Genomic DNA, 15,878 nt, shown 5'->3' with positions numbered 1-15,878 from the left:
ACCAAAAGGGGACTATACAATCATGAATAAAATATTCGGGATGATCATTCTCGCAGTCGGAGTGCTATATCTATTAAATAATACAGGTGTCATCGATGCGAGTTTCGGGGAGATGGTCTCCACCTACTGGACGCTTATCATCGTCATTATCGGCCTGAAGATCCTCCTGGACGGGCTTTTCAGAGCCTACCAGGGGCTGAAACGTGACAAGTGGGATTTCGGTACGGCCGTTTTCGGCCTGTTCATCATCGCAGCGGGCCTGATTATTACCGGTAACAGGGCAGACTGGTTTTACTATACTTTTGCCGACCTGTGGAGCTGGATTTGGCCGCTCCTCATAATCTTCGTCGGCTTTCAGCTTCTCAGAAACAAACGTCCGACCACAGTCAAAGTGGACATGAGTAAAGATGAAGATGACCGGGAGCCGGATACGGCCGAAAAGAAAGCAGACTACGCCGACCCGTGGAGCTACGTAGAAGAAAACATCTCCCGTGCCCGGGAACAGGTAAAAAACAATCCCCACGTGGACGAGGAAAAATACGAAAACAGCTTCCAGAGTGCAGAAGACAGCATCAACAAAGCCAGGCAGCAGGCGGGCGGCAAGTACAAATACCGCCAGAAAAAAAACCACCGTCCGCAGGGCGGGGACTACGCCAACATCCGTCAGTTTGTCGGAGAAGTGGTTATCGGCAAGCGGCCCTGGACCCTTGAAAATACAGATATCCGTACGTCCATCGGGAGTGTGGAAGTAGATCTGACTACTGCTGTGCTCAAAGACGGCGATAACTATCTGGACATCAGCATGTGGATCGGCTCCGTGGAAATCACCGCCCCAAAAGACATGGCGATTCAAGCAAACGTTGACGTAAGCATCGGGGAAGCGACTCTGTTTGATGATAACTTCGCCGGAACGGGACGCAATGCCACATACACGAGCGACAACTTTTATGAAGCCGAACAGCGCGTCATCCTGACCGTCCGCAACAGCATCGGCAGCGTGGAGGTAATGGCCGTTGACTAAACAAGCCGCACAAAAAGAGAAAAGACTCCACGGCGTCATCTGGGACGGGCTCAGGCTTCAGGCAAAGACAGTCGGCATTGCTTTTCTCGCAATCTGGCTCACTGCCTGGCTTTACGCCCGTTTTTACACAGGACCGGCTGACGGCACGATACTCGCCGCAAGGATATACACTGTGGCTTCTGATGTGGAAGTGACCCTGACCCTCCTTGTCATTGTCTCGGCGATCTACCTGCTTACTAGCTTCGCTTTTTCTTTTTCCTATACGAGCGAACTGAAAAAAGCGATCACCTATCTGATCTACCAGCTCAAACAGGTTCAACGGGGCTCTCTTGATAACAGGATTCAGATGGACCGGGAGGATGAAATGAAGCGCCTGGCAGGGGAACTCAACGACATGACCGACGGCTACGAAAAGCAGATCCGCTCCATGCACCGGGTACTAAACGAAAACGCCGCCCTCATCGACGAAAAAGAACGGGCAGCCGGCCTTGAGGAACGGCGCAAGCTCGCCCGGGACCTGCACGACGCCGTGAGCCAGCAGCTCTTCGCCGTCTCCATGAGCCTCGGCGCAATCCCCCGGATTCTCGACACCGATCCGGATCGGGCAAAAACTCTGATCACCCAGGTGGAAACGATGATCCATGCATCCCAGCAGGAGCTTCGGGCCCTGATCATGCACCTTCGCCCGATTACCCTCGAAGGAAAAGGGCTGAAGGAAGCGCTGGACGCACTATTTACAGAACTTTCGGCCAAAAATGAAGCAGTTGCCTTCGTCTGGGAAACCGATCAGCTCGAAGCACTCGATCCCGGCATAGAAGATCAGTTGTTTCGTGTGGTTCAGGAGGGTCTTTCCAACACTCTTCGCCACGCGAAGGCCTCCCGGATCCTCTTTACGGCAGAACAGGCAGACCAACGACTTTTGATTACCCTCAGTGACGACGGTTGCGGCTTTGACATGGAGATGAAAAAAGAAGATGCGAACGTCTCCTACGGACTTACGACAATGGAAGAGCGAATCGAAGAATTGGGCGGTCACTTTTCCTTGCTTTCTTATCCGGCAAAAGGCACCACCATTAAAATCCGTGTCCCGTTAAGGACCCAAAAAGGAGGAGAACACGATGAGCAAGATCCGCGTGCTGATCGTTGATGATCACGAAATGGTCCGGATGGGCCTGAGTACATACCTGCAGACAGAGCCTGATATCGATGTGGTCGGGGAAGGCAAAAACGGACGGGAAGCCATTTCCAAAGCCAAAGAACTGAACCCCGATGTCATTTTAATGGATTTATTAATGGACGAAATGAACGGAGTGGAAGCCACAAAAGCGCTGGAAGAGCACCAGGCAAAAATCATCGTTCTCACAAGCTACCTGGATGACGAAATGCTCTTTCCCGTTATGGAAGCAGGAGCCTTCAGTTATATCCTGAAAACGTCCAGCGCAATTGACATAGCCAACTGTATTCGAAAAGCATATAAAGGAGAGCCCACCTTCGAAGGACAGGTCACACAGAAGATGTTTCACCAGATGCGCCACAAGCCGAAACATAATGACCTCACTCGCCGGGAAAAAGAAGTCCTGTCCCTTATAGGCCAGGGTCTGTCCAACAAAGAAATCGGCGAACGCCTTCATATCGGCATAAAAACCGTGAAGACCCACGTGAGTCATATCCTCACCAAGCTGGAGCTGGATGACAGAACCCAGGCAGCCATCTATGCAAATAAACACTCGCTTGTTTAAAAGAGACTGCCCCAAAGGATAAGTACCTTTTGGGGCAGTTTTTGTATGTGGTTTCCAAATTTACGACTATTTTTTCCCTTTTTCAGACTTATCTTGCACTTTCCCCTTCAGTTCATTACGAGAATTGAAGTATGATAGGAGAAAGTCGTTTTCAGACAGGTCGTGAAGCAGCGAATGGATATACAGGACATACAACTAACCTCATTCGGTACGATACTCGCACTGGCCGTAACGATCGGACTCATCCTGATCCGCGTTGCTCCTGCTTATGCCATGATGGCAGGCGCTCTTACAGGAGGTATTATCGGGGGAGCAGCCCTTACGGAGACCGTTCAAATTATGGTCGGCGGTGCAGAAGGGATGACCGGGGTCGTTCTCCGGGTTCTTGCGGCAGGCGTTCTGGCCGGGGTGCTTATCGAGTCCGGTGCGGCAAAAAAAATTGCCGAATCGATCCTGAACGGACTCGGTGAAGCGAAAGCCCTCCTTGCCGTGGCCGGTGCAACCATGGTCCTAACGGGAGTAGGGGTCTTTATCGGGGTCGCGATACTCACGGTTGCGCCAATCGCCCTTTCCATCGCCAAGCGGACAAACATGTCCAAAATTGCCGTTCTCATTGCCATATCCGGAGGAGGAAAAGCGGGCAATATTATTTCACCGAACCCAAACTCCATTGCCGCTGCCGAGGCTTTTTACGTTCCTTTAACCAGTGTCATGTTCGCAGGGATTGTTCCTGCCCTTGCAGGGGTAGCTGTCACCTATGCGATTGCCCGTAAGCTGAGGGACACAGGGGAAAAGGTTCAGGATCATGAGCTTTCCCCAGAGGTGAAAGGGGAGACGCCCACACTCGGCACGGCTCTCTTTGGCCCTGGTGTGGCAATCTTTCTCTTATTATTGCAGCCCATAGCAGGCATTCATATCGATCCGTTATTTGCCCTGCCGATCGGGGGAATTGCCGGGGCTCTTGCCATGAGAAAAGGGAATGAACTCAATCACTTTGTAAGATCGGGACTTGAAAAAATGGCACCTGTTGCGATTCTACTCATTGGTACCGGGACGCTCGCCGGTGTGATCGCAAACTCTGCCATTATCGTACAAATCCTAAGTGCCATTGAAGCGATGCATCTGCCAGCCTATTTTCTCGCACCGATTTCAGGGATCACCATGTCCGGTGCGACAGGTTCAACGGCTGCCGGTACGGCGGTGGCGGGCCAGGTCTTTGCACCGTCCATGCTTGAAATGGGTATCCCGGCCCTCGCTGCTGCAGCCATGGTCAACTCCGGGGCAACGGTGCTTGACCACATGCCACACGGAACGTATTTCCACATCACCCGTGCGAGCGTGTACATGTCCATGAAAGAACGGTTTAAAATTCTTCCCCATGAAACACTGATCGGGCTTGTCATTGCCATTGTTTCTACACTCATTTACGGTGTATTCGGTTTCCTCTTTTTCCAAGGTTAATAGCGTTTTGAAGGATCGTAACAAGTCCCCCTGAATGTGTGCATACATATTAGTCAGGGGGTGTTTTTTTGGGATTAAAATGCGATTTTACGACGTTTCGGTCGTTTCATAAAAAAGTGGGAGACGTTTATTGGGAAGAAGCCCTCCGCCTTCAGGCTGAAGTCATTTGCGAGCCTCTGCTGCGCCATTTTAAGGACGCAGCGCTCCCGGAGTGGCATCACTACCTTCTTGCCCAGGGACTGAGAAAACCGTCAGGAGACTGGACAAAGTTTGGGGAAGTGCTTCAAAAAAAAGGCCATATTAAAGAGCTTCAAAAACATTTTTTCGTGCTGAAAAAGAAGTGGAGCGGTCCCGATCTGCCAATCTATCTTCTACCCATTGATACGACGAACGAGGAACTGCGCGACCGCCTGGCCGGTAAAAACGGCGTCACGTTTGCCGATTTTATCGTCCTGTTCATCGACGAATCTTTATCCCTGAATGCCATGAAAGCCCTGCTCACTCATGAGTACAACCATGCATGCCGGCTTTTTTACCAGAAGAAAAATGAAGAGTCCGTTACGCTTATGGAGTCCATGCTTATGGAAGGTCTTGCTGAAGCCGCAGTGAAAAACCACCTCGGAAAAAGCGAACAAGCGCCCTGGACCCGCACGCTCTCAAGAGAACAGTGCGAAGACTGGTGGAAGCAGGTTCTCTCTCACCGAAAAGATATAAAAGGACGCAGGTACCATGCACACTGGATGTACGGCGGCCGCAACATGCCGAGAATGATCGGGTATGTGACAGGCTTTTATATCGTTCAGGATTTTCTTGAAAAGAACCCGGAGATCAGTGAGCGGGGGTGCCTTAAAAAAGAAGCGGATGACATTTTGGCAGGTTCGGGCTGGAATAGTGGCTGAGTTTGAAAGTGGATCCATATAATGGTAGGTTAGTAGAATCAATGTCACCCCGAGGAGTGAATCGTATATGACTTCTACACCTACAATGTGGTTTTTTCTTGCAATCGTTGTTATGGTTTTTGTTTTTTACAGTATTGAATACCTGCTACGCAGAAAACTCGGCAATACCCAAAACATCTTTAAATGGGAGTTCAATAAACCGAAACCAAGGCACCATATCCTTACGGAATTTGTCATCATGGGTGTCTTTATTTTAAGTATGTTCATTAATTTAACCACAGTTATGATTAACCCCATGTATGTTGTGCTCCCGTTTTTCTTCATTCTTCTCACATACAGAGGCGTGATGGAATTAAAGATCAATCCCGGAGAAAAAGAGCACATTATTGCGTTCTTCTGGGTTGGAGCTGTATTTATAGTCACTGTTATTATCTATCTTATGGAACCGCACCTTCCAACGGAGATTTTCTTTACGGATCCATGGGAATGATGGACTTAAAGATTGACTGCGTACTGGCAGTCAATTTTTTCATGCATATTACATTGACAGACACAGTAATATTTCATAAAGTATACATTAGGAGGTGATGTAGTATGAGTGGAACAATATCCACCGATATTATTCGCGGAAATACAGTGACCATTATTTTAAACATACTCCGGCAGGGAGACAGCTACGGATATGAAATTTATAAATCCATCATTGCATTGAGTGACAATGAGTACGAGTTAAAGGAGGCGACGCTCTACACCGCTTTTCGAAGACTGGAGAAAGAAGGGTTCATCAGTTCTTACTGGGGAGATGAAACCCAGGGAGGAAGAAGGAAATATTACCGGATTACCGATGAGGGAAAAAAACGCTATGAACAGAACGTAAAAGACTGGCTTTTTGCACAAAAAGTTCTCGATAAATTAATTAAGGGAGAGATCAGCCATGGAAAATCGTGAAAAAGCAAAACACAACAGAGTCCACCGGTACTTGGACGATGTTTTTGCAAATATGGGAGAAAGTCAGCAACTGTATGATTTAAAAGAGGAACTGGCTACAAATATGAAGGAGAAAATAGCCGACTACAAAATCCGGGGACTCGATGAAGATCAGGCGTTCAAGGAAGCGGCTGCATCTATGGGAGATCTCACAGGCCTCGTTGAGGATATGAGAAAAGCAGGACAGGATGAAACGAAACAGACTGTGTACTCCTCCTGGACCAATCGGATCGGTGCAACTGGAATTGTCATTGGCTCTCTGTTAATTCTGTTCGGCTTACTTACTCCTTTGATGCTCTACTTTATGAATGCCCCGGCAGTCAGTGTCGTAGGAGCCAGCATTTTCGCTGTAGCCGGAGGGACTGTCCTCACTTACGGTGCTTTGACGATGGATACGAAAAAGAAATTTGCTATGAACCGGATCCGGGCACTGCTTTACACTGCCGCCGTTGGACTTGTGCTGTTCGGTATTTTCGCAGCCGGCACATCCGGTTTTGCTACGAACGAAGCCTTTATTGCAGTAGCTGCATCCATGTCATTCCTGTTAGGCGGTGTTGGCTTATTCCTGGCTCTTTTCTTTACGGGAAACGATCGCAGAAAAAAGCAGTAGCAGGTGGCTGGGAACAGGCACCCGGAAATTTATAATGAACAGTACAAACCTTTCGTGGTACGGCCTTTAAAATATAAAAAAAGCAGCGTTCCCTACTGGGACCCGCTGCTTTTTTTATAGTCTTCTTTCAAATCAATGATCCGGCATTGTATGAGATGAATGTCGTCTTTAAACAGCTGGAGGTTCAGCATTTTGACTGTAGTAAAAAAATCTTCGGCACCATGAAGAATCGCGGTTACAGCTTCGTCGAATGGAAACGTCCACTCGTCCATGATGGTACCCCTGTGGGTAATGCTGATAACCAAAGCGTCTTCGCTCTTTTTCATATAAAAATCGATGGGCTGATAAACGAAAGGCGATGTTCCTTCTTCACCCAGATTTTCCAGGGAGTGAAGCAGTCCCAGCCACAGCTGGTCGATGCTGTCTTCATACTTTTCACCAAAAGCAAAGTACTCGTCCCCCTGGATAACGAGAATACCCGGGAACACGGGTTGAGTTAAGGGAAGATGTGTTGAGAGTTTCTCCAGGTCTGAGCAGGGGATCCATGATTTCTCCTTTTTATCTTGCACTGTAAAGTAGCTTTCTACTGAAATCAAACGGCATCAGTCCTCTTAATATTGACGTTCACCAAGTCCCCACCCTGATGGATACATGGTAATAACTTTACCGCCTTTAATGACGAGGCGGACAGAGCCTTGACTAACATTACCGTACACGACAGTACCGTTACTTGTAAATCCATAGTTGGCAATTTGCGTGCGGTTTTGGGCAATAATGTCGCCGATAATTGCTTCATAGTTTCCGAGGGAGCGGCCGGGGTTAAAGAAAGATTGTACAGGTGTCGGGTTACCGATAAAGTGTTCCGGAGCGTGACGGGCTAACACGTGTGTCATTCCGTAAGTGGAACAGCTTCCAAAATCGAGTTCAACACTTCGGTGGTCGATCGGGTAGCTTGCGATGGTTTGAGATGAAGAGGTATTGGGGAGACGGAAGAATCCTTGAGTTGCATTGTTAACCTGACCGCAGGAACGGTTTGTGAATGACTGACCCGTTTGTTTGTACTCAATGGAATTGGAGTAGATATTCCAATCATATGTATTGGCTTCCACTTCCGAAACAGGCAGGGCAATAAGCATGACAATAAGAGCGAGGAACATAGACAACGAACGTTTTACATAAGTGTGCATCAGCTTTTCTCTCCTTCAAAGGTATGTTTGGTCGAACTCTTTTAATATAGCAGAATGGGAAAGTATTGAAAGTTAAGAAAATACTAAAAATATGTACACACTTTAAAAGAGTAAAGAAGTCCAGGTGTGGGGGTAGGAAGTGTGCAACGGATAAATGGATAATTTAGGGAGGGGCTAAGTGCATAGACCTGCCTGATGAGGGACAGGTAAAAACGTAAAGCATGAGGGGACTTTTGAAAATGGGAAAAAGCGTGATGGCTCTGCTTATTTTAATAGGTGTATTGTCCTTAAATTGGAATTCTGTTGAAGCGAAGGTAAAAGGTGAGTAAATTGCTCAACGATCGAAAGGAGAGGTGCAAAATGGAAAATGTAAAAGACAAGGTTGTTGTTATTACAGGAGCAAGCAGCGGAATCGGCGAGGCGATTGCTTTACTAGCCGCAGAAGCTGGTGCAAAGGTTGTTCTTGCAGCACGACGGACGGACAAGCTTGAACAATTGTCATCTCGAATTGAATCAGAAACCGCACAAAAGTCACTTGTTGTGAAAACCGATGTGACAAACAGAACGGAAGTTGAGCAGCTCGTTGAAAAGGCGAAACAGGAATTTGACAGTGTTGATGTGCTTGTGAATAATGCAGGTGTGATGCAATTGTCATTTATGAAAAACGACAAGGTCGATGAATGGGAAAGAATGGTCGATGTGAATATCAAAGGGGTTCTTTTCGGCATCCATGCGTCACTTCCGGCCATGCTGGAACAGGGCGGCGGTCAGATTATTAACGTCTCCAGTGTTGCCGGGCACGAAGTTTTCCCTTCAAGTGCCGTTTACAGTGCCACGAAATACGCGGTTCGCGCACTGTCCATGGGGATGGAAAAAGAGCTGTCCAAAGCCGGTGTCCGGGTAACAAACATTTCACCTGGTGCTGTGGAATCTGAGCTCACAGAACACATCACGGATGAGGATGTCATTGCTATGTTTAAAGACCGTGACATGAACAAGCTTAAGGCGGTGGATATTGCCAATGCCGTTGTCTATGCGATCGGACAGCCCGCTTCTGTAAATGTGAACGAAGTGGTTGTGCGCCCGATGCAGTCGTAATAGATGGAGAGGCGAAGCAGGGACAAAAGTGTTATAGTTAACGAGAATCTGAACAAACCAAATCGGCGCTAATAAACCGCTCCTGAAATATACTTCGCTTTCCGCGGGAAGCGGGTTACCCTCCTCCAGCTTACCTGCATCTTCCTCTGCCAGATACCCTTATGAAGCTGTATGCGTCGAAGCAACTCGTCGCATTCTCATGAAGCAAACGCTCGTCACTGGGGTCTCACCTTTGCTTTTCATCCCGCAGGATTCTGCGGATATTTCATCAGCTTTGACAGCGGATCGTTCGCATTCTCAGCTAAACACTTTTTTTATGTCTCAGCCTCGTTTTTTATTTCTATTGAGTGATTTTTTCAGCCAACCCGGTAATGGGAGCGGTTAATCCGTCAATCACAGTGATGAAGCCGTTAAAGAAGTTAAGAAGCTCCTGCACCCCTCACCATGATTATCCCTACACCAGAAAGTAATACTTTACCCGCTCATCTGCAAGGCACAGCCCCTGCAAACGAAATTCGTCTGTATAATCAATCAGCTTAAGGCGCTTTTCATACTCTGAGACCTTTGCCTCCAGAGAAGCTTCAATACGCTGAACGGTTTCGAATACAACGGCCGCTTCCATTTTGAAGTGTTCCGCTGCCGCAAAGATCGGAGACTGTTGCTGAAGAAGACGTACATAATGGTTTTCACTCACTGCTTCGTCAGCAAGAGACAGTTCTCTTTTTTCAACAAATAAATAGACGCTTCGTTCCGGCTCCGGTAAACGCTGAATACACTGATGACGGGCAAATTCATATCGCCGTTCGTTCATCTTGGACGACCCCTTCCTCAAATCCTCTCTTTAAATCGTAATAGTTACGTTTTATAATGGTATTTAATCATAATCTATTCATACATGTAAAGGGGATGCCAATGATTTTATCGGATTCAGGAATAAAACAGTATATGCAGCAGGGACTGTTATCCATTACTCCAATAACAGAAGAGCAGATTCAACCTGCTTCTGTGGATCTGACTCTGGGGACCAGTTTCAGAAAAATGAACGAGCATCAGGTGGAGCTGATTTCACTTAACCGGCCGGTACAGGAAGTTTCCTTTGAAACTGAACGTGTGATCATGCCCCCTCAATCATTTCTTCTAGCTGCAACGGAACAGTCCATAGAGTTACCAGACTGCCTTTCTGCATTTGTTGAAGGACGAAGCAGTATTGGGAGAATGGGGCTCTTTATTCAAAATGCGGGGTGGGTTGATCCGGGCTTTAAAGGTGAAATCACTCTTGAATTATTCAATGCAAATAAAGTACCTATTGAGCTGACTTCGGGCAGGCGCATCTGTCAGCTCGTTTTTGCAGAGATGGATCGTCCAAGTGAAAAGCCGTACAAAGGCAAGTATCAGCATCAGACCGGTGCTGTTGGCAGCATGATTTATAAGGACATGGAAGTAAAAAATGTAAAACAGAAGACCCCCTTTGACAAATCGTAATCATTACGATAAAATCCAAAGTGTAAATCGTAACAGTTACGATATGGTGTGATCATTCAAAGAATTGCGGGTGGTTGTTATATGGTGTTTAAGCGACCTGAACGAATCCCTGTTTCGATTTTGACAGGTTTCCTCGGGTCAGGAAAAACAACGCTGTTAAATGAAATACTAATGAACGAGCAGGAAGAACGAATCGCTGTTATTGTGAATGAGTTTGGAAAAACCGGTATTGATCATCAACTGGTGATCAGTTCGGAAGAAGACATTTATGAGTTGAATAACGGTTGTCTGTGCTGCAAAGTCCGTACAGATTTAATAAATACGTTGTATGCACTGATTCAGGCAGTGGAAGAAGGGGGACATACCCCTTTTGACCGTGTTTTAATCGAAACCACAGGCCTGGCAGAGCCTGCACCGATTGCCCAGTCCTTTTTTTTCGACCCGGAACTTTCAGAGATTTATCATTTGGACACCATTATTACCGTCATTGATTGTTATCACTTTCCAAAACAAATGCATGAGCATGAAGAGGTTCTTAAGCAGGCGGCGTTTGCAGATCATTTTATTCTAAATAAGACTGACCTAGTATCAGAGGAAGATGTTAAAAAGGTAAGTAACCGTCTGCTGGCAGTAAATCCCGGTGCGCAAATTCAGTCAGGATCTCATGGAAGTGTGGTCATAAAAGATCTGCTCAATAAGTTTTCATTTGATCTGCATGAAAAGCGGCTGATTGAACCATCCGAGCTCAATTCCCATCACCTTGATCCTGACATTACTGCCATTGTTCTGACGAGTGAAAACGATATGGACATGACTGCTTTTGAAAAATGGTTTGGCAGGATTATTGACGAAAAAGGCGAGCAGATGTACCGATACAAAGGAATTATTTCTGCTGCGGGATTTGAGAAAAGGATCGTCTTTCAAGGTGTTCATATGCTCTTTGCAGGTAAAGCAGGGTCTCCCTGGAAAACCCGCGGCAGTCGAAAAAGTGAATTTGTGATTATCGGAAAAGACCTTGACTATGAGTGGTTTCAGTCACAATTTAAAACGTGTGAAAAAAGTAAGTAATGATTAGGAGGAAGATAGTATGGCTAAGAAAGCAATGGTCGAACGCCAGAAAAAACGCGAGAGATTAGTAGAACAATATGCAGAGAAACGACGTGAGCTGAAAGAGAAAGGAGATTATGCAGCCCTGGCAAAGCTGCCCCGCAACTCCTCTCCAACACGTTTGAACAACCGTTGTAAAGTAACAGGCAGACCAAGAGGCTACCTGCGCAAATTTGAAATGTCCCGGATTGCACTTCGGGAGCTTGCCCACAGAGGACAGGTTCCTGGTGTTAAAAAATCAAGCTGGTAAGCACGATTCCCCCTCTATAATACGATTTTCAGCTGAGTGTAAAGCATACACTCAGCTCTCTTTTTTATGAATGGAGGCTGATAAAAATGCTTGATGATTTATACAGACAGCTCATCATGGATCATGCCAGGTACAGAAGAAACCACCGTAAAGGCGGCAACGAGCATTTGCATTATAAAAATCCCACGTGCGGAGATGTGATGACCCTTTACTGGACGATAAATAAAGACAATGTAATAGAAGATGTAAGCTTTACAGGGGAAGGATGCAGCATCAGTATGGCTTCCTGTTCAATGATGACAGTTCTGGTGCGGGGAAAACATGTAACTGAAGTAAATCAAATGAAAGAAGCAATGGAACAGCTTATAAGAAACGGAGTTCCTCCAACCGATCAGGAAATCGATTTAGGCGACGCCCTTTCTCTTGAAGGTGTTCATAAATTAAAAGCCCGCCACAACTGTGCGCTAATGCCTTGGCAGGCTCTTGACCGGGCTTTCTTTAGAGAATAAAAAGGAGATGACAAAAAGATGAGAAAAATCCCTGTTACTATACTTAGCGGCTATCTTGGTGCGGGTAAGACGACCATTTTGAACAATATTCTCGCAAACCGGGAAAATCTCCGGGTAGCGGTAATTGTAAATGACATGAGTGAAATTAATGTGGATGCAGATCTTGTTGAAAATGGCGGATTCAAACGGACAGAAGAAAAGCTGGTAGAGATGTCAAACGGGTGTATTTGCTGTACCCTTCGCGAAGACCTCCTCGTGGAAGTAGAAGCCCTGGTAAAGCAGGGAGACATTGATCACATTGTTATCGAATCAACGGGGATCAGTGAACCTGTACCGGTGGCTCAGACGTTTTCATACATTGATGAAGAAACAGGGATTGACCTGACACGCTTTTGCTATGTGAACAATATGGTTACCGTTGTAGACACGTATCGCTTCTGGGATGACTTCTCATCCGGTGACACGCTGCTGGACAGGGCTGAGGCACTCGGTGAAGACGATCAGCGTGAAGTGGTGGATCTTCTGATTGATCAGATTGAGTTTTGCAACGTCCTGATTATGAACAAAACAGATATGGTTGACGATCAAAAAGTTGATGAGCTTGAAGTTGTTCTTCGCAGGCTTCAACCTGACGCTGAACTGATTAAAACAAACTATGGAAAAATCAGTGTGAGTCAATTACTCAATGAGACACGCTTCGATTTTGAGAAAGCAAGCAGCTCTGCAGGGTGGATTAAAGAGCTTCAGTCACCTGAACATACACCGGAAACAGAGGAGTATGGTATCTCAAGTTTCGTTTACAGAAGAAGGCTGCCTTTTCATTCAGGGAGGCTTGCTGAATGGCTTAACGCTCTCCCAAAAGAAGTAGTCCGTGCAAAAGGAATCATATGGTGTGCGACACATAACCACTATGCACTGCTCCTCTCGCAGACAGGTCCGTCCATCTCCATAAATCCGGTTGCTTACTGGGTTGCCACACTGGCTGAATCAGAACAACAGCAGTATTTACAAGCCAACCCAAAACTTGAGGAAGAGTGGGATCCGGAATTCGGGGACAGAAAAACAGAGCTTGTAATCATAGGAGTCAAACTCGATCAGAAGAAAATAGAAGCACAACTGGATCGTTGTCTTTTAACCCCCGAGGAATACGTGTCCGACTGGAGTGAGCTTTTCAACCCCTTTGAAGAAGAACAGGTGAAGAACTGATTATTCAATTGGTTAAAAGGCAGTTTTTGTTTTGTCTGATAATGGATGTGCCGTGGCTTTTGAATATAAATAGTAAAGCTTTCCTCTTTTCACTTGAAGCTGAATAACGGATTACAAAGGATAATTGACTTTGAAAAGCGAAAATAATCATTCAGTAAAGAGGTTGAAAATGTTGGAAGCTAATCTCGAGTGTTCATTACACTTACTGGTTTCAGCAAAAACGACAATCCGGGAGGAATCGATGAAACGAACTGGGGCAATGATTCTTGGTTTACTAATATTGACGGGCTGCAGTAAGGATCTGGCTGTTACGGAAGTCAGCATGGATCAGGCAAGTAAAGGTGTAAGAGAGTTCGTCCAAGAGGTAGAAGGTCAGGGAGGAGCTCACCTTTATGAGGTTGGAGGGAAAAAAGAAGCTTACCTTTTTCTCACCAGCGGCGTGGTCAACATGGGAGAAGAGGCGTCTCACTTTAGTAATGTAAAAACTGAAAGTCATGGGGATACGGTTACAATTTCCTTCTCCCGTGAATGGACAGAGGACTATTGGAACGATAACCTACAGTATCACAGCCTTTACAGAATTACGTTTGATCAGGACTATGACGTGATCGAACTCTATGAAAATGAATCACCATCTTCATTTACGGTTGTCGGTGGAGAGTAAGGAGTGTGCGGGGGGAAGTCGATGAACAAATCGGTAAACTCGTGGAACAAACCGCTGAAGATGATGAATAAATGACTGTCAGGGATGAAGTAGATGGATAATTGGAAGAAAGCGATGAACAACGAGCCCAACCCAGTCTAAAATCATTCGCCTGACAGCTGGAACCACAAACCAGCCCTAAAAAAAGCTGTTCCGGAGAGCATCCCTCCGGAACAGTTTTTTTATGGGTCTATGAGCTCTGATACGGTCACAAACTCATAGCCTTCTTCCTTTAATTCTTCTAAAATGATCCGTGAGGCTTTAATGGACCTCTCGTGGATGTCGTGCAAAAGGATGATCGAGCCGTCAGTCACCTCAGACATCACCACTTTCGTAATTTCCTCAGGGCTTTCTGTCTGCCAGTCGAAGGTATCAAGGGTCCAGAGAATCTCCGGCTCTGTAAGTGCCTGGCCTACTGTGTCATCACTGGCACCGTACGGAGGGCGAAAAACTGTTGGCTTTTCCCCCGTAACCTTATAAATGATTTCATTTGTAGCCTGGATTTCCTTTGCAACCTGATCCGGCTCCAACGTTGTTAAATCGGGGTGATTCCACGTATGGTTGCCGATTTCATGTCCCGATGCGGATATCTCTTTTACAATAGAGGGATGGGATTCCACGTGGCTTCCAAGAAGGAAAAAGGTTGCCTTTGCATCAAATTCATCCAGGTGACGAAGGAGCTCAGTGGTATGCTCCGAATGGGGGCCGTCATCATAAGTCAGGGCTACCTGTTTTTTGGGCACACCCCCAGCTTCCTCATCCCCGCTCCCGGGCGCTCCGGTTTGTTCTTCCCCTGCCGGCTCTTCTTCAGGAATACTGCCTCTCTCCTTACCAGCCACAGTCTTCAGAAACTCTTCGTCCATCACGTCTTCCAGGTCCTCAAACGGAACCTCCACCATAGGCGCTCCTGCAGACCCTTTTGTCCACTCGTATTTATCATAAGTAAAAACAATCCCGTTTTCAGTCAGGGAAAAGTCAGTAAAGTTTTCTTTTACCGGGGCGGTGAATTCATCTATGTGTTCATCCAAAACCGCGTCCTCGTATTTTTCCCGCATTTCTTTTTTAACAAGGCCGGAAAGAACTTCCAGGTAGTGTTCATCAATGAGGGTCTCAATTTCAACGGGTTCCATTGTTTTCGTATCCAGGGTCATGGCAGTCCGGTGAACCATGCCATTGGCATCCCCCAGATAGTAGTCGTGTGTAAAAATGAAAGAATAATAGTTCCCGTCCAATACTTTCTCAATATTAGAAGAGAACGTCATCACGAGAGGCATCGCCCCGCTTTCAGGAGACTCGTCTGCCTTTTCAAGAAAAGACGATTTTGTTTTTTCCACGTAGCCGGAAACTTCCGCATCTGCTTCCTCGTTTTCCAAAGAAGGGTATGAAAGGGAGTAGCGGTAGGTCTCACCCTCGAGTACTTCAGTAACGATATCAACACCGTCATAGCCTGACTTTATTTTTTTAACAATTTCCTCAGGTTCGTCCTCCATTGAACAGGAGGTCAACAGAAAGAATGAAAGAATTGATAAAGAAACGATATATGCTTTCATCATGTCACTCCGTTCGCTGTAGTCAAAAACAATATCAGTATAACAAGTTACCGCCGGGAGTATCAGTGT

The 15,878-nt window shown here is 46.4% G+C and carries 19 protein-coding genes; 15 read left to right on the top strand and 4 right to left on the bottom strand.

Going from position 1 to position 15,878, the window contains the following annotated elements; translation table 11 throughout:
• Positions 1-22: 22 nt before the first annotated feature.
• From liaF to EBO34_RS08550, 8 genes are all read left to right on the top strand, one after another.
• Entirely contained in the window at positions 23-1,021 is a 999-nt protein-coding gene (liaF, locus tag EBO34_RS08585; RefSeq protein WP_183163772.1) for a cell wall-active antibiotics response protein LiaF, read from the top strand.
• Positions 1,014-2,168: a sensor histidine kinase gene (locus EBO34_RS08580; RefSeq protein WP_122897483.1), complete on the top strand. Its 1,155-nt coding sequence runs from the start codon at positions 1,014-1,016 to the stop codon at positions 2,166-2,168. The genes liaF and EBO34_RS08580 overlap by 8 nt, the downstream gene beginning before the upstream one ends.
• Positions 2,140-2,760 (top strand): response regulator, encoded by a 621-nt coding sequence (locus tag EBO34_RS08575; protein WP_122897482.1) that lies wholly within the window; start codon positions 2,140-2,142, stop codon positions 2,758-2,760. Before EBO34_RS08580 ends, EBO34_RS08575 begins: the two co-directional genes overlap by 29 nt.
• Positions 2,761-2,934: 174 nt before the next feature.
• The gene (locus tag EBO34_RS08570; RefSeq protein ID WP_122897481.1) at positions 2,935-4,221 is read left to right on the top strand and encodes a GntP family permease; all 1,287 of its coding nucleotides are present in this window, start codon (positions 2,935-2,937) and stop codon (positions 4,219-4,221) included.
• A gap of 68 nt (positions 4,222-4,289) precedes the next feature.
• On the top strand, positions 4,290-5,120 hold the full coding sequence (locus EBO34_RS08565; protein WP_122897480.1) for a DUF2268 domain-containing putative Zn-dependent protease: 831 nt from the start codon (positions 4,290-4,292) through the stop codon (positions 5,118-5,120).
• A gap of 67 nt (positions 5,121-5,187) precedes the next feature.
• On the top strand, positions 5,188-5,610 hold the full coding sequence (locus EBO34_RS08560) for a DUF4181 domain-containing protein (RefSeq protein ID WP_122897479.1): 423 nt from the start codon (positions 5,188-5,190) through the stop codon (positions 5,608-5,610).
• A 104-nt stretch (positions 5,611-5,714) separates the two neighbouring features.
• Complete coding sequence (locus EBO34_RS08555; RefSeq protein WP_122897478.1) at positions 5,715-6,068, top strand: PadR family transcriptional regulator; 354 nt, start codon at positions 5,715-5,717, stop codon at positions 6,066-6,068.
• Positions 6,055-6,717, top strand: a complete 663-nt coding sequence (locus EBO34_RS08550; protein WP_122897477.1) for a permease prefix domain 1-containing protein — start codon at positions 6,055-6,057, stop codon at positions 6,715-6,717. Before EBO34_RS08555 ends, EBO34_RS08550 begins: the two co-directional genes overlap by 14 nt.
• 92 nt (positions 6,718-6,809) lie before the next feature.
• Here the strand turns inward: EBO34_RS08550 and EBO34_RS08545 are convergent, their stop codons facing one another.
• Positions 6,810-7,313, bottom strand: a complete 504-nt coding sequence (locus EBO34_RS08545; protein ID WP_122897476.1) for a hypothetical protein — start codon at positions 7,311-7,313, stop codon at positions 6,810-6,812.
• A 15-nt stretch (positions 7,314-7,328) separates the two neighbouring features.
• Entirely contained in the window at positions 7,329-7,904 is a 576-nt protein-coding gene (locus EBO34_RS08540; RefSeq protein WP_122897475.1) for a hypothetical protein, read from the bottom strand.
• A gap of 360 nt (positions 7,905-8,264) precedes the next feature.
• Between EBO34_RS08540 and EBO34_RS08535 the strand changes: the two genes are divergently transcribed.
• Positions 8,265-9,002, top strand: coding sequence for an SDR family oxidoreductase (locus EBO34_RS08535; RefSeq protein ID WP_122897474.1), 738 nt, complete (start codon positions 8,265-8,267; stop codon positions 9,000-9,002).
• Positions 9,003-9,456: 454 nt separating this feature from the next.
• Here EBO34_RS08535 and EBO34_RS08530 read toward each other — a convergent pair whose 3' ends face one another.
• Positions 9,457-9,813, bottom strand: a complete 357-nt coding sequence (locus tag EBO34_RS08530) for a hypothetical protein (protein WP_122897473.1) — start codon at positions 9,811-9,813, stop codon at positions 9,457-9,459.
• Between the two features lie 101 nt (positions 9,814-9,914).
• Between EBO34_RS08530 and dcd the strand changes: the two genes are divergently transcribed.
• The 6 genes from dcd (at position 9,915) to EBO34_RS08500 (ending at position 14,220) form a co-directional block, all read left to right on the top strand.
• Positions 9,915-10,484, top strand: a complete 570-nt coding sequence (dcd, locus tag EBO34_RS08525; protein ID WP_122897472.1) for a dCTP deaminase — start codon at positions 9,915-9,917, stop codon at positions 10,482-10,484.
• A gap of 81 nt (positions 10,485-10,565) precedes the next feature.
• Complete coding sequence (locus EBO34_RS08520) at positions 10,566-11,552, top strand: CobW family GTP-binding protein (RefSeq protein WP_122897471.1); 987 nt, start codon at positions 10,566-10,568, stop codon at positions 11,550-11,552.
• Between the two features lie 19 nt (positions 11,553-11,571).
• Positions 11,572-11,841, top strand: a complete 270-nt coding sequence (gene rpsN / locus EBO34_RS08515) for a 30S ribosomal protein S14 (protein ID WP_122897470.1) — start codon at positions 11,572-11,574, stop codon at positions 11,839-11,841.
• Between the two features lie 86 nt (positions 11,842-11,927).
• Positions 11,928-12,350, top strand: coding sequence for a Fe-S cluster assembly sulfur transfer protein SufU (gene sufU / locus EBO34_RS08510; RefSeq protein ID WP_183163771.1), 423 nt, complete (start codon positions 11,928-11,930; stop codon positions 12,348-12,350).
• An 18-nt stretch (positions 12,351-12,368) separates the two neighbouring features.
• A complete protein-coding gene (locus EBO34_RS08505; RefSeq protein WP_122897468.1) occupies positions 12,369-13,556 on the top strand; it encodes a GTP-binding protein in 1,188 nt (395 codons plus the stop codon).
• Between the two features lie 241 nt (positions 13,557-13,797).
• On the top strand, positions 13,798-14,220 hold the full coding sequence (locus tag EBO34_RS08500) for a hypothetical protein (protein WP_142996776.1): 423 nt from the start codon (positions 13,798-13,800) through the stop codon (positions 14,218-14,220).
• Positions 14,221-14,441: 221 nt separating this feature from the next.
• On the opposite strand, the gene EBO34_RS08495 is transcribed toward EBO34_RS08500, so the two are convergent.
• Positions 14,442-15,809: a polysaccharide deacetylase family protein gene (locus EBO34_RS08495; RefSeq protein ID WP_183163770.1), complete on the bottom strand. Its 1,368-nt coding sequence runs from the start codon at positions 15,807-15,809 to the stop codon at positions 14,442-14,444.
• Between the last annotated feature and the right edge of the window lie 69 nt (positions 15,810-15,878).

The sequence above is a fragment of the Alteribacter keqinensis genome, assembly GCF_003710255.1.
Taxonomy (GTDB): Bacteria; Bacillota; Bacilli; order Bacillales; family Salisediminibacteriaceae; genus Alteribacter; species Alteribacter keqinensis.
Note: the sequence above shows the minus strand (reverse complement) of the source record. Positions and strands in the feature narration are given on the sequence as shown.